Genomic DNA, 14169 nt, shown 5'->3' with positions numbered 1-14169 from the left:
TCCAAACACTCAATGATTCAGAGGCGCCTTTTGGCGCCTCACTTTTTTTGGGCAAACAAACAAAGCGCCAAACCTTTCGGTTCAGCGCCTTGCCTGGGGAGGAAACGAAAAGATATCAGACGCGCTCGAGCATCATGCCCCAATCCTGACTGTCAGGGCGCTGCGGCAGGCCAAGTACTGAGCTGCGCGCCACCGTCACGATGTCGCCCGGTTCTCCCCAGGCGCCTGTCCGGGGATCAAAGAAGCGCGGGCGGTATCTGGCGCCCACCGAAACGCCGCGCAAGCTGGCCTCCAGCGGCGCGTCGGCCTCGAAATAGAGCATGAACCACGATCGGTCCTCGGTGCGCGCGCAATAGCTCCAGCCCTTGTAGGCAAAGCCCGGTCCAGTCTTGTTGGGGACCAGGAGTTCGGCGTCAGGAACCAGTTCGAGATAGCGTTGGCCAAGAACGGTGGCAAACGTTCTCAGGTGTTGGACCTGATTGGCCGATTCCCAGCCAAAACTGTCCCACATCTTGTAAAGAGATTCAGGCTCGACATCGGACTGCCAGATGCCTTCGGCACCATAGATGAAGCCGGCCAGGCCCCCCGACAAAAAGCTCCCGTACAGTCCCGACCGGACATAAATGCGATCATCCTCGCTATCGGGCGACACCCTCAAGGCATAGGGCTGGCCCAATTGGTGCAGACCAGCATAATAGGGCTCGCCATTGATGGCGGGCTTGCGCTCGGCCTGAAACATTTCCGTCAGATACCAGTAGGTATAGTGCTCGCGCACATTGCCCGATTGATGCAGGTCCACCCAACTGTCTGGCCCGAAATTGACCAGCGTCGAGGGGTTGGGATTGGCCGTCAGCAACGTGCCGAAAGGCGGCTTGCCATAACGCCCGATGGCCAGATTGATGGGCGCGTTGTAATCCTTGGCGGGAATGGTCTGCTCGAAATAGTCATAATGAATAGGGCTGAACAGGGTGATGTTGGCGCCGTATCGCGCCACCATATAGTGCACATAGCGGGCGTAAGATTCCGGCCAATCATGGAATTTTTTCCAGCACTGGCCGGCGTCGCGCCTTGAGATTTCGATGAAGGGCACCATGCCCTGGTCGTTCAGGAAGTCGATCTTGCGATCCAGTTCACTGTAATAGTCAGGGTTTATGCGGTCCATGTCGGGAAACACATCTTCAAATCCCGGCACCTTGCCAGGGAACTGGAATGGCCGCCCGCCCTCGTTGTGCATATCCTTTGCTGACTGGGTGCCGGGCTGCTTCCATGCGGCGCGAACCCAGGTCCCGTCTTCCATCTGCAGGCTGTTGGGGTGGCCGTCATTGGCCCATGCCGGCTGTGCAGCGATAAGGCCGATGCAGTTGAATCCCTGCGCCTTGCGAAGGGCAACATAATCGTTGAGCGTTGAGTGCGGCCCCAACTGGTCGGGCAAGCCGTTGCCCTGGCCCAAAGGAAACCGGAAACTGGGCAGGGACCACCAGGTGTCGCCCAAGAGAAAATATGGCGTGCCGTCAGCATATTGCAGGCCGCGGCCATCCGGCGTTGCACCGATCATGCCCCTGCGGTTGGGATTGGCATCAAGCTCATCGGCGCTCCAGGCTTCGGCCGTGAAGCGCCCCGACTTGCCTGATAGGCCCGCATCGTGGGGCGTACTGCCGCTTGTCCAGCGCCATTCGCCCGGCGCTGCTGCCAAAACCCGCACGATAAAAGACCGCCCGCCATCCCAAAAGCCGTAGACGCGTTTGGAAAAGCCGGGGCCCTCCAGATCCACCCAGACCAGTGCGTCAGCATAGGCGTTGTCAAAGTCGGTTTCGGCGGTAAAGGCAAGGTCAAGCTTGCTCCAGACCCTTATCGGCGCTTGCCTGTCCGTCACAATTGTCCTCCCATCGCACTCAGCGGCCTGACCATTCGGGCCTAGTCTTGCTTACAAAGGCATCTACGCCGCGGCGAAAATCCTCGCTGCCATAGGCCAGGGAGATGAGGTCGTCAGCCGGATCGCAATCGGGCGCCATAATCCGGCCAAGAGCGGCCTTGCTGACGTGCAGCGTGATCGGGGCGTTTTCAAGCAATCGCGCAACGACCTCGTCGGCCACCTGATCGATCGTTTCCGGCTCGGCCAAGCGCGCAAGAAATCCGGCCGCCAAGGCCTCTTCGGCATCGATGAACTCAGCCAGAAGCAACATGCGTTTGGCACGGGCTTCGCCAAACCCGCCCAACACCCGGGCATAGGTTTTCATGGAGACGCAGTTGCCAATCGTGCGAGCGATCGGGCTGCCGAATTTGGCAAGGCTGCTGGCAACGCGAATGTCGCAGCATGCTGCAATGTTGAGGCCTCCGCCCACAGCCCAACCGTCGATAATCGCCACGGTAGGCACCGGCACGGCAAGAATCCGCTCGAAGTAGCGGTCCATCTTGGCTTCATAAGCGATGCCGTCGACGCCTCCTTTAAATTCCTTGAACTGGGAGATGTCCGAACCGGCCACGAACGCCTTGCCGCCCGCCCCGCGCAACGTCACCACGCGTATATCGGGGTCCGCGCTGATTTCGGCGAGAATGGCGTCGAGTTGTTCATACATCGCCCAGGTGAAAGCATTGTGGGCATCAACCCGTTCAAACGTGACGCGTGCAACACCACCGTCGCGCTCAACCAGAACCTGTCCTGAGTTTGCGGGTGTCGTCATGCTGAGGCGGCACCTTTGCCCGCACCATCACCGAGGCCGAGTTCAGCCATGATTTCCTCGGTATGCTCGCCCAGTAGCGGAGGATGTCGCCGCACGCGCGCCGGGGTGTGGGACAGCTTGGCAGGAAAGCCGAGTGCCTTGAAGCTGCCTTCGGTCGGGTGCTCTATATCGATGACCGCTTCGCGATGGCGGACGTGATCATTGTCCAGAGCCACGCTGTAGTCGTTGATCGGGCCAGCAGGCACGCCTGCAGCAAGGAACAGGTCGACCCATTCCTCGGCCGGGCGAGTCAGAAACGTCGGCTTCAGTTCTTCGGCCAACTCATCCCTGCGCTGCACGCGATCGATGTTGTTTGCATAGCGCGGGTCGTCCTTGAGCTCGGGGCGTCCGATGGTGTCGCAAAATATCAGCCAAAGCTTCTGGTTTGCAGCGCCAACCACGAACATGCCCGCGGAACCTGCAAAAGCCTGATATGGTGCGCTCATGCGGTTGGCAGTCCCTAAGGGGCCCGGGGAAACCCCCGTTGCCCAATACTCGGTGCTCTCCCAGACCGACAGCGCGAGGGCTGCGTCGAGCAGGGAGGTGTCTATGTATTGCCCGCGCCCGGTCGTCTGCCGTCCGATCACTGCTGAGAGAATACCATAGCACGCGAACATGCCTGCACCCAGATCACCCACCGGGATGCCGGACTTGACTGGTTCGGCGCCGGGGATGCCGGTTCCGCTGATCACGCCGCCCATGGCCTGGGCAATCAAGTCAAAGCCGGGGCGCTGGGACCAGGGCCCCGTCTGACCGAATCCCGAGATGCTCGCATAGATCAACCGTGGATTGATTCGCGACAGCGTCTGGTAATCGGACGCAAGCCGCTTGGTCACGCCTGGCCGACTGTTCTCGACAAGGATGTCTGCCGTCTCGACCAATTTGTGCAGCGCCTTCTGACCCTGCGGGCTCTTAAGATCGAGCACGATGCTGCGCTTGTTGCGATTAAGCGCCAGAAAGCCGGGACTGTCCTCGCCTTTCATCCGAAAGCCCATGGACTTGCGGGTCTGGTCGCCCACGCCTGGCGGTTCGACCTTAATAACGTCAGCGCCCATGTCCCCCAGCAACATGCAGCAGAACGGACCCGCCATAACCTGACTTAGATCCAGTACGCGCAGGCCAGAAAGTGGGAGTGGGCCCGAAATAGCGGCTCCTTGCGAATCTGCGACGTCTGCGGGCATAGGTTCCTCCATAGTGCCGGGATGCTAGCCGGTCGTTTTAACACCACTCTGGGCGCTCAATCTTGCATACAAGACTGGGCAAACACGAAAATCAAGGGTGGAAATGCGCAGTCTTGCTTTTTTTGTCGTTCCTGCATACGAACAGTCATGGATAACGAACCTGAAAACGATACGCTAACCGACGAAACCAGGGGCCCTGCTGGCCGGCGCAAGGGGCAACTGCATACAGAAGCAGCCAGCCGATTGCGCGCCATGATCCTTTCCGGAGAATTGCCCCCCGGCGCCCGGCTGCGGGAGATGCAGCTGTGCGACCAACTTGGTGTTTCGCGCACGCCCGTTCGCGAGGCCTTTCGCACGCTTGCAGCCGAAGGTCTCGTTGACCTGCTGCCCAACCGGAGCGTGCTGGTTTCCGAGCTTCATGCGCCAGATCTCGAGCATTTGTTCCTTGTGTTCGGGTCGGTCGAGGGCCTGGCGGCCGAATTGGCCTGCCAGCGCATTTCTGAAGCAGAAATCGGCGAAATCGGGCGCCTTTTGGCCGACATGATCGATTTTCATGGACGTCAGGAGCGCGCATCCTACATGAGCATCAACCAGCTGATCCACCGTAGAACGGTGGAGATCGCAGCAAATCCGGTATTGCTTTCAGTGTGGCAATCGCTGGTGCCGCGGGTCGAACGCGCGCGCGCTCTGGCCAACCTCGACACCGGGCGCTGGACCGAGGCCCTATTCGAACACACAAAGATGTTCACGGCACTTGCCTCGCGAGATGGAGAGTTGCTGGCACGGCTGACACGCCAGCACTTCCTCAACAGCCTGCCCTATCTGCAGACCCGCAGCGACTCCAAGCCCTGAGCGATGTCGACAGCGTTTGTTGCCCTGATGGACCGACGCGGTCAAAATATTTCATCCACGAGCCGTTGACTTGAGCAATTCTTGCATACAAAAATGATGCGCGGACGGGAGGAGCCCATCCGAATATTTTCCATACCGGTCGCGCTGGCTGCGTGACAACAAGGGATTTCGACATGTCAAGCTACGAGCCAAAGGACGCCAACGGCAACGCCGTTGATCCTTACCACATTCGCAAATATTTCGAACCGCTGCGCGTTGTTGACGTGGTCGATGCGCTTGATGGGTTGGGCTATTTCAATATTGGCCTGGTGTCCCAGGAAATCCGGCCGCTATGGCTTGGCATGAAGTTCTGGGGACCAGCCGTTACCCAGCGCTGCGTTCCGTCCAACAAACCGATGTGGCCTCTCGAAACCACCGAGGAAATCGTTGGGGCGCACGGCCTGTGGTTCGACCGTCACGGCCACAATGGCCGGGGGCTCAACGACCTCGTCAAGCCGGGCAGCGTTGTTGTCACCGATGTGGGCAGTTCGGGCGAAGTGGGCTTTTTCGGCTCCGAGAACGTTCTGGCGCTGCAGACACATGGTGCCGTGGGTATCGTTACCAACGGTCACTGTCGCGACACCGGCGAAGTGACAATGCAAAAAACACCCATGGTCTGTCGCGAGCGCGGCCGCACCATTATTCCGGGCCGCATCGAAGTGGTTGAGCTCAATACCTTCATCGGTATCGGCGGCGCTCAGGTTCGCCCCGGCGACATCGTTGGCTGTGATGACGATGGCCTGGTCGTGGTGCCGATCGAGGTTGCCAAGCAGGCTGCGCTTCACGCCAAGGCCGTTCTGCTGGCCGACATGCGGGCACGCCGCAATCGCTATGACGCGCTCAACCGTGAGTATGATGAAACCGTCGATACCGATGCGATCGACCGCTACTACGCCGAACTCGAAAGCTAATACCACGCTGCTGGATGAATGGGGGCCGGGCAACCGGCCTCCGAAAAATCGGGAGACTGCAGTGCGGATCATAGACGCGCATCACCATTTCTGGGACATCGAGGCCAACTACCTGCCCTGGCTGGCCGACAAGCCGGTCAATTTCCGCTATGGTGACTACAGTGCCATCAAGCGCAACTACCTTGCTGGAGACTATCGCAAGGATGCCTCAGAGTTCGAGGTTGTCGGCAGCGTGTTCATTGAGACCGAATGGAACCCGCAAGACCCCTTGGGCGAGGTGGCCTGGGTGAATGCCGTGCGAGAACGCGAGGGCTTGCCCAGTGTCATGGTGGCCCAGGCCTGGCTTGATCGGCAGGACGCGCAGGAGGTGCTCGAGGCTCTGGGGAAGACTACGTTTGTTCGGGGAATTCGCCACAAGCCCAAGTCAGCGACAAGCCCCGTCGAGGTCGTCATGGGCGCGCCGGGATCGATGGGCGATGAAGCGTTTCGCCGGGGATTTGCCATGCTGGAACCGAACGGTTTGAGCTTTGATCTGCAGACCCCCTGGTGGCACCTGGGCGAAGCGGCGGACCTCGCGCAGGCGTTTCTCGACACCCAGATCATCATCAATCACACAGGCTTGCCATCCGACAGAAGCCCCGAGGGGCTCGACGGCTGGCGGGCAGCAATGAAGCGTGCCGCCGAGTGCCCCAACATTGCGGTCAAGATCTCTGGCTTGGGACAGAAAGGGCGCCCCTGGACCGTGCAGGATAACGGCCAGATAATCCTCGAGACGATCGACATTTTCGGGACGGATCGCTGCATGTTTGCCTCGAACTTTCCCGTCGATAGCCTTGTCGCCGGTTTCTCGACGATCTTTAACGGATTTGGGCGTGCGGTGGCGGACAGGCCAAAGTCAGATCAGGACAAGCTGTTCTGGGCCAATGCCGCCCGCATCTATCGTATTGACGTGGCCAAAGGGGATTGAGAATGCAGGGCGAAGGTTTCGACAACAACGTGCGTCTGGGCATGGTGGGTCTTGGCATAATGGGGACGCCCATCGTCGAGCGCCTCCGCGACAAGGGCTATGCGCTGACAGTGTGGAACCTCGAGCCCGAGCGCTTCGACAAGGTCAAGGACAGCGGCGCGGAGTGGGCGGAGTCGCCTGAAGAGGTCTGGCAAAGTTCGGATGTGGTTCTGGTTTGCGTGCTGGGCGACGATGCAATTGAAAGCGTCTGCTTCGGGCCGGACGGGTTTGCCAGGGCGGGAGAAGGCGCAAAGGTCCTGATTGACCTCTCGACCACCTCACCGGAGGCGACCCTGAAGCTTGCGGCCCGGCTCAAGGAAGAACTTGGTGCCGACTGGATCGACGCTCCGATGTCGGGCGGCCCCCAGCCTGCGCGTGAGGGCCAATTGACGCTCATGGCAGGTGGCGATGAAGCTTGTTTTGCCGCTGTCGAGCCCATCCTGCGCGACATAGGACAGAACGTCACCTGTATGGGCGAGATCGGCAATGGGCAAAAGACAAAAATCCTCAATCAGGCAATCGTTGGCACCAACTACATCCTGATGGCGGAATTGCTGGCAGCGTGCCGCGCAACAGGCATAGATCCCGACCTCCTGCCCGTTTGCCTCAAGGGCGGGCTTGCCGACAGCGCCATGCTGCAGCGCATCTATACCCAGATGAGCGCCGACGATTTCGACCCCCCGCGCAGCTATGTGCGCCAGGTCAACAAGGATCTCAAGGCGGTATCGCATTTCGTGGAAGACCTGGGCCTGGAGCTGCCGCTTCTCGATGCGGCGGTGCGCCAGTATGGTCGCTACGCCGATGCCGGCAACGACATGGAAGACAGCGCCTCGGTGTCCCGACTTTACCAGACGCAATCGTCCTGAGCTCATGGGAGACGCCAATGTTGTTCATTGTAAGCGGTCGCGACAAAGTCGATGGCATGAAAGACCGGCTAGCCTATCGTCCCCAGCACCGCGCCTATTATGCGGGTCTGGGAGATGATCTCATTCTGGCGGGCCCTTATCTTGATACAGCAGGTGAGCCGATCGGCAGCATGATCGTTATGCGCGCCGAGAGCCAGCAGGCGGCCGAAGACTTCGCCCGAGCCGACCCTTACTGGACGCAAGGGGTTTTCGGGACTTTGGACATCGCCCGATGGGACTGGTTCATGAAACGGCCTGCGGACTTGCAAGGCTGAATGCACTGTTTGCATACAAAACAGATCGGGATCATGCCACGCATGCGTATTTGGATGATAATTTACAAGATATACCCGTTGACAGTCAGCATTCTTGCATACAAGAATATGAAGGTGAAATCGGCGAGGACGCTGGTCCCGAGGAGGGGGCGGCAGGGGCGCCAATCCAGATCGCAGTCCGATTTACCCAAAAGGCGCTACGCGCCGCTTGGATTTGACCCGATCTCAAAGGGAGGAAATTATGAAAGACACCAAAGTTCCGAGTGTGGCTATCGGCCCGGTGATCGCTACGTCGCTCCTGGCGCTTGCGCTTGCAACCATGCCAATGGGCGCCATCGCTCAAGACAACGACCTGCAGGGCGATATCCGTTTTAGCTGGTGGGGTGGTCAGGTCCGCAATGACAAGACCGACCGCATCATTCAATTGTTTGAAGCGGCCAACCCTGGCGTATCGATCTCGCGCGAAACCGCAGATTTCGTTCCCTATTGGGAGCGCCTGACGATCCAGTCCGCTGGCAACAACCAGCCCTGCGCCATCACCATGCAGTCACGCTGGCTGGCCACCTATGCCCGCCCCGACATTCTGATGCCGCTTGACGATCTGGTTGCCGACGGCACGCTCGATGTCACCGGCATACCTGACGCCGTGATGGACTCGTCACGCGGCGCCGACGGCAATCTCTACATGATCCCGCACGGCGTGTTCTACTTTGCGCTCATGTACAATGAGCAGATGCTCGAAAACGGTATTGCCGCTGGCGTTGAGCCAATGGAATGGCCCTATACTTGGGAAGAGTACGCCGAACATTTGCGCGCAATCCAAGCGACACTGCCGGATGGTGCCGTTGCAACCCACAACATGGGTCGCGAACCCGACGCATTCATCCCCTGGGTCCAGTCGCATGGCGAGAAGGTATTCGAGGGCTCCGAAGTTGCATTTTCCCAGGAGATTGCGGTTGCCTGGTTCGAATACTGGGAAGAGCTCCGCAGGGAAGGCGTCACCGAGTCGCCTGAGGAAATGATCAGCGAAAACAGTGCGCTGGTTGAAGAATCCAATCTGGCGAACGGCCGCGGCTATGCAACCAATCGTCCGCCCAACCAACTCGGCTCAGTCCAGACGGTGACCAACACCGTCAATCCGGGTGCAACAATCAATACTCGCCCCTACCCGGTCGGTCCTGACGGAACCGTAGGCATGGATCTTGGTACCAACGGCATTGCCATCGGCGCCAACTGTGCGGCGGAGCAAATTCCGGCCACCGCCGCCTGGATCAACTTCTGGACCCAGAACCCCGAGGCTGCGGGCATCTATCAGTCGGACAATGGTGTCGTCTCCATTCCCGAACTCGCCAACGCCCAGGCCGCCGATCCCGCAACCCAGCCGACACAGGTTCGCCTGATCGAGCTCTACAACGAGGTTGTTCCCACGGCCAATCCTGTCTTCTGGCCCGCAGGCGGATATCAGGCAATGACCGATGTGCTCAACCGCAGTTATGACGCGGTCGCATTCGAGCAACTCACACCCGAACAGGGCGCCGAGCAGCTGATCTCCGAGTTGCAGCAGCAACTCAGCCAGGCTGCACGCTAACGCAAACTTGCGCGCGGGCTCAACCGTTGGTCCGCGCGCAATTGATTGGCACAAATTCGCATCCCTGATGTGAGTCTTTTGCTAGTGTTTGCCGAGGCGCGAGGGAGGATTTCATTTTGAGCACGATCGATTCATCCAACAATCCGGTCTTGTCCGCAGCGGAAGCTGGACGCCCTTTGCGCCAAATTCCCGAGAACCGTTCCGGGTCGGCCCTTAAGAAGGCGGAGAACCGTGCGGCCTACCTGTTCCTTTTGCCCTGGCTCTGCGGAATCGTGCTTATCACCACGCTGCCGATGCTGGCCTCGCTATATCTCAGCTTTACAAATTACGCCGTTATCGGGCTGCCATCCTGGGTCGGCTTTGACAATTATGTGCGCCTCTTCACGGGTGATCGCCGTTTTGTCGCCTCGATCTGGGTGACGCTGAAATTTGTCGGCTTCTCTGTCCCGCTCATCCTCATCTTCTCGCTGTGCGTCGCGGTCGCCCTCAATCGGGGGCTGCGCGGGCTCGCAATTTACCGATCCCTTTTCTATGTACCGTCCCTGATTGGCGCGAGTGTCGGTATCGGGCTTTTGTGGAAGGAAGTGTTCGGTGAACGCGGCGTTGTAAATTACCTGCTGAGCCTGGTCGGCATTGCGGGGCGCGGCTGGATCAACAATCCGACCTTTGCCTTGCCGTCGGTGATCACGCTCAACGTCTGGACGTTTGGCGCTTCGATGGTGATCTTTCTGGCAGCACTTCGCCAGATACCGGACTCCTATTACGAGGCGGCCTCAATTGATGGCGCCAATGCCTTGCAGCGCTTCCGCCGCATTACCTTGCCGCTGATAACGCCAGTTATTTTCTTCAATACAGTGCTGCTTCTGATCGGGTCGTTCCAGTCATTTACCCAGGCCTTCGTCGTCTCGAATGGCCGCGGCGGACCGATCGACTCCACGCTTCTGTATTCGCTCTATCTTTATCAGCAGGCCTTCCAGCAACTCCAGATGGGCTATGCCTCCGCCATGGCCTGGATTTTGCTGATCGCCATCGGTCTTGCGACCGCCGTGCTGTTCTGGTCCTCGCGCTATTGGGTGTTTTATGGCGACCGCTAAGACCTACGATCCGGAACTGCTGAAGGCCGAGCGTCAGCGCCGTGCGAACATGCGCAGGCTCAAAGGCCTCGGACTCCACGCAATTCTCATCTCGCTGCTGTTTGTGATGCTCTATCCGGTGATCTGGATGGTGTTCAGCGCCCTGCGTCCGGAAGCCGAGATCTTTGGCGGCATGGGCTTTATCCCAACCAACTGGACGTTGGAAAACTTCGTGCGGGGCTGGAACCTTTACGGGGACCTGACCTTCACCCGGTTCTACATCAACTCGTTCATCATCTGCGCCTTTGCGATCGTCGGCAATCTCCTGGCCTGTTCAATGGCCGCCTATGCGTTCGCGCGGCTGGAGTTCAGGGGCAAATGGGTGCTGTTTGCCATCATGCTCGGCACGATGATGCTGCCGATCCATGTACAGCTCATTCCCCAGTACATCTTCTTTCTCAACATCGGCTGGGTGAATACGATCCTGCCTCTGGTGGTGCCAAAGTTCCTGGCGCATGACGCGTTCTTTATCTTCCTGATGGTCCAGTTCATGCGTTCACTGCCCGCCGAGCTCGAGCAGGCAGCAGTGGTGGATGGGGCATCCTACTGGCAGCGTTACTGGCGCATTATCTTGCCCCTGTCGATGCCGGCGCTTGCCACGACAGCGGTGTTCACCTTCATCAACACCTACAACGACTTCTTCAGCCAGCTGATCTACCTCACCGACACCAATCGCATGACGGTACCGGTCGCCTTGAGGCTCTTTCTGGACCCAACCAGCGGTTCTTCTTCCTTTGGCGGCCTGTTCGCCATGGTGCTGGTTTCCATCGGCCCGGTGCTGGGCTTTTTCCTCGCTTCGCAGCGCTTGCTCACCAAGGGCATCGCTACCCAAGGCTTCAAGTAATCCGTTCGGAGTAATTCATGGCCAGTGTGACACTACAGAATCTGACCAAATCCTATGCCGGCGGTGCGCTCAAGGCGGTAGATGGCGTCTCGCTCGACATAGAGGACGGGGAGTTCCTCGTGCTGGTCGGCCCGTCCGGATGCGGCAAGTCGACCGCCCTGCGCATGATCGCGGGGCTCGAGGAAATTACCGACGGCGCTGTCTGGATTGGCGATGAGTTCGTCAACGACGTTCACCCCAAAGATCGCGACATCGCGATGGTATTCCAGTCCTATGCGCTCTATCCGCATATGAGCGTTTACAACAACATCGCCTTCCCCCTCCAGATCGCCAAAATGCCCAAGAGCGAAATCGACACGCGCGTTCAGGAAGCAGCCCGGGTCCTGGAACTCGAGGCCTATCTCAAGCGGCGCCCCGGCCAATTGTCCGGCGGCCAGCGACAGCGCGTGGCCATGGGTCGTGCCATCGTGCGCAAACCTGCGGTGTTCCTGATGGACGAACCGCTGTCCAATCTTGACGCCAAACTGCGTGTGCAAATGCGCGCCGAGATCGCCTCGCTGCAGCATCGGCTTGGGGTTACCACGATCTATGTGACCCACGACCAGGTCGAGGCCATGACGATGGGCCATCGCGTTGCGCTACTCAAGGACGGCACGCTGCAACAGGTCGATACGCCGTCAAACATCTATAACAAGCCACGCAACACCTTTGTTGCTGCGTTCATCGGGTCGCCGACCATGAACATGTATTGGGCCACCCTTGAAGGCAAGGCAGATGCGCTCGCGCTGAAGATGGGCGGGCATACGCTGATGCTGCCGGTTCAAGGGCGCTATGCCGAGCTCGGCGACTACTCGGGCAAGCGCCTGATCGTTGGTATCCGCCCCGAAGACATATCCGATGCTGCAGGCGATCCAGACGGAAAACCGGAAAACTGCATCTCGGCAGCGGTCGAACTTGTCGAAGCTCTCGGGTCCGATGTTATCGTGCACCTTGGCATCGATGCCCAGGCGGCCGAAGTGCGCAGCTCGGACAGTCTCGATGAAATCAAATCTTCCGCCGGAAAGGCCCGCTGCGTCGCCCGCTTCACCGCCAAGAGCGACGTGCGGCTTGGGCAGACCGTCACGGTGCGGCTCGATACCGAGCGGATGCACTTTTTCGACGAGGGAACCGGCCTGACCATCCTTGGCTAGCATCTTCGCTCTGGCCGCAGTTTGCGGCAAGACACCCACTAACCACCAACAGGAAGCACTTATGTCTATCAGTTCCACCACTCTCGAAATTCTTCGCAAGGTACGTACCTCAGACGTTACCGACGCGCTCGACTCCATGGGTTACATGAACACCTATGAGATGGACCCGCGTCTGCGGCCCCTGTTTCCCGGCGTCTTTTTTGCTGGCATTGCCACGACGGCCGAATTCAACATCATCAACCGCACCATTCCGGCAATGAGCTATGATGAATTCGATGATCGCCAGTACAAGCGCAATCCCGACCGTAGCTCGCATCCTGACGCCCTCTGGCCCGCCGGCCACAGTTTTGGCGCGCCAGACGAAGTGCATGTGATCGACACCAAGCAGTCCCGTTGCGGGCTGCTCGGCTCCAACAATCTGCTCGATGCGCGCGTCAAGGGGTCGGTGGGTTTCATCATCGACGGCGCCTGCCGCGATTCCGGCGAATGTATCATGCAGAACGACCCGGTGTTCTGTTCGGTCCGTTCGATGCGGCACATGGCAGGCCGCCTCGAACTCTCCTCCATGGGCAAGCCGATTACCTGTGGTGGTGTCTATGTGCGTCCGGGCGATGGCGTGATCGCCGATGACGATGGTATTGTCGTGATCCCGCAGGAAGATGGCGAAGAAATCGCCAAGCGCGCTTGGATGGTACAGGACAAGGACCGCCGCATGCGCCGTGCCTTTTATGAAAAGCTTGGCATGCCATACGACAAGACAGTCGAACTGGAAGAGCGTCCCTGGTAGTATTGATGGGGCAGGTGGCTCTGGCACCTGCCCCATCAATCGACAATTGCGGAGCTGGCAGGCTCCGGACGCGGTGATGCCATTGTGAAATGGCGACGTTTCTGCTTGCAAGGACCTCATGAATGCCCCGATATTCCCTCGACGGCACAGCCCCGCAGATCGACCCCAACGTCGCTTGGATTGCGCCCAATGCGGTTCTGGTCGGTAAGGTCATTGTTCAAGCGGATGTCGGGATCTGGTTCGGCGTTGTCGCGCGAGGCGACAATGAGGTCATCACCATCGGTCAGGGCAGCAATGTGCAGGAAAACACGGTTCTGCACACCGATATGGGCTTCCCACTGACCATCGGGCGGGGCTGCACGATTGGTCACAAGGCCATGCTCCATGGGTGCACCATCGGCAACGACAGCCTGATCGGCATGGGGGCCATCGTCCTCAACGGCGCCCGCATCGGGGACAATTGCCTGATCGGCGCAGGCGCGCTGATCACCGAAGGTACGCAGGTGCCCGACGGCTCACTGGTTGTGGGATCTCCCGGTAAAGTCATTCGCCAGCTCGATGAGGCCGCAATCGCAGGCCTGCAACGCTCGGCCGAGGGATACATCAGAAATGCCCACCGCTTTGCCGCGGGACTTGTTCATGCCCCCAAGGGGTCGGACTTTGATTATGCCTAAGCCGTGCCCTAGGCCCAAACCCAATCAGCACATTGAATAGATGCTGCAAATCAGATTCTCTAGC

The 14169-nt window shown here is 59.2% G+C and carries 14 protein-coding genes; 11 read left to right on the top strand and 3 right to left on the bottom strand.

Annotated features, from left to right (window positions below):
* Positions 1-115: 115 nt before the first annotated feature.
* Genes EO133_RS19650 through EO133_RS19640 form a run of 3 tightly spaced genes read right to left on the bottom strand, consistent with a single transcriptional unit; the run spans position 116 to position 3901 of the window.
* On the bottom strand, positions 116-1873 hold the full coding sequence (locus EO133_RS19650; RefSeq protein WP_127074341.1) for an apiosidase-like domain-containing protein: 1758 nt from the start codon (positions 1871-1873) through the stop codon (positions 116-118).
* Positions 1874-1892: 19 nt separating this feature from the next.
* Entirely contained in the window at positions 1893-2681 is a 789-nt protein-coding gene (locus EO133_RS19645; protein WP_127074340.1) for an enoyl-CoA hydratase/isomerase family protein, read from the bottom strand.
* Positions 2678-3901 (bottom strand): CaiB/BaiF CoA transferase family protein, encoded by a 1224-nt coding sequence (locus tag EO133_RS19640; protein WP_127074339.1) that lies wholly within the window; start codon positions 3899-3901, stop codon positions 2678-2680. The genes EO133_RS19645 and EO133_RS19640 overlap by 4 nt, the downstream gene beginning before the upstream one ends.
* A 147-nt stretch (positions 3902-4048) precedes the next feature.
* On the opposite strand from EO133_RS19640, the gene EO133_RS19635 reads away from it, so the two are divergent.
* From EO133_RS19635 to EO133_RS19585, 11 genes are all read left to right on the top strand, one after another.
* Positions 4049-4753, top strand: coding sequence for a GntR family transcriptional regulator (locus EO133_RS19635; protein ID WP_164735109.1), 705 nt, complete (start codon positions 4049-4051; stop codon positions 4751-4753).
* 173 nt (positions 4754-4926) lie between these two features.
* Positions 4927-5703: an RraA family protein gene (locus EO133_RS19630; protein WP_127074337.1), complete on the top strand. Its 777-nt coding sequence runs from the start codon at positions 4927-4929 to the stop codon at positions 5701-5703.
* Between the two features lie 61 nt (positions 5704-5764).
* The gene (locus EO133_RS19625; RefSeq protein WP_244640754.1) at positions 5765-6670 is read left to right on the top strand and encodes an amidohydrolase family protein; all 906 of its coding nucleotides are present in this window, start codon (positions 5765-5767) and stop codon (positions 6668-6670) included.
* Positions 6671-6672: 2 nt separating this feature from the next.
* Positions 6673-7575 (top strand): NAD(P)-dependent oxidoreductase, encoded by a 903-nt coding sequence (locus EO133_RS19620; RefSeq protein WP_127074335.1) that lies wholly within the window; start codon positions 6673-6675, stop codon positions 7573-7575.
* A 17-nt stretch (positions 7576-7592) separates the two neighbouring features.
* Positions 7593-7889, top strand: a complete 297-nt coding sequence (locus EO133_RS19615) for a YciI family protein (RefSeq protein WP_127074334.1) — start codon at positions 7593-7595, stop codon at positions 7887-7889.
* A gap of 241 nt (positions 7890-8130) precedes the next feature.
* On the top strand, positions 8131-9477 hold the full coding sequence (locus EO133_RS19610) for an ABC transporter substrate-binding protein (protein WP_127074333.1): 1347 nt from the start codon (positions 8131-8133) through the stop codon (positions 9475-9477).
* Positions 9478-9653: 176 nt separating this feature from the next.
* On the top strand, positions 9654-10571 hold the full coding sequence (locus EO133_RS19605; protein WP_371870918.1) for a carbohydrate ABC transporter permease: 918 nt from the start codon (positions 9654-9656) through the stop codon (positions 10569-10571).
* Positions 10558-11454 (top strand): carbohydrate ABC transporter permease, encoded by an 897-nt coding sequence (locus EO133_RS19600; RefSeq protein ID WP_127074332.1) that lies wholly within the window; start codon positions 10558-10560, stop codon positions 11452-11454. Before EO133_RS19605 ends, EO133_RS19600 begins: the two co-directional genes overlap by 14 nt.
* A gap of 17 nt (positions 11455-11471) precedes the next feature.
* The gene (locus EO133_RS19595; RefSeq protein ID WP_127074331.1) at positions 11472-12644 is read left to right on the top strand and encodes an ABC transporter ATP-binding protein; all 1173 of its coding nucleotides are present in this window, start codon (positions 11472-11474) and stop codon (positions 12642-12644) included.
* Positions 12645-12705: 61 nt separating this feature from the next.
* Complete coding sequence (locus tag EO133_RS19590; RefSeq protein WP_127074330.1) at positions 12706-13431, top strand: RraA family protein; 726 nt, start codon at positions 12706-12708, stop codon at positions 13429-13431.
* A 122-nt stretch (positions 13432-13553) separates the two neighbouring features.
* On the top strand, positions 13554-14105 hold the full coding sequence (locus tag EO133_RS19585) for a gamma carbonic anhydrase family protein (protein WP_127074329.1): 552 nt from the start codon (positions 13554-13556) through the stop codon (positions 14103-14105).
* The last annotated feature ends 64 nt before the right edge of the window (positions 14106-14169 follow it).

Origin of the sequence: Pelagibacterium lentulum (genome assembly GCF_003992625.1) — a bacterium.
In the GTDB taxonomy this organism is placed as follows: Bacteria; Pseudomonadota; Alphaproteobacteria; order Rhizobiales; family Devosiaceae; genus Pelagibacterium; species Pelagibacterium lentulum.
The sequence above is the reverse complement of the archived record's forward strand: the minus strand, read 5'-3'. Positions and strand labels throughout refer to the sequence as shown.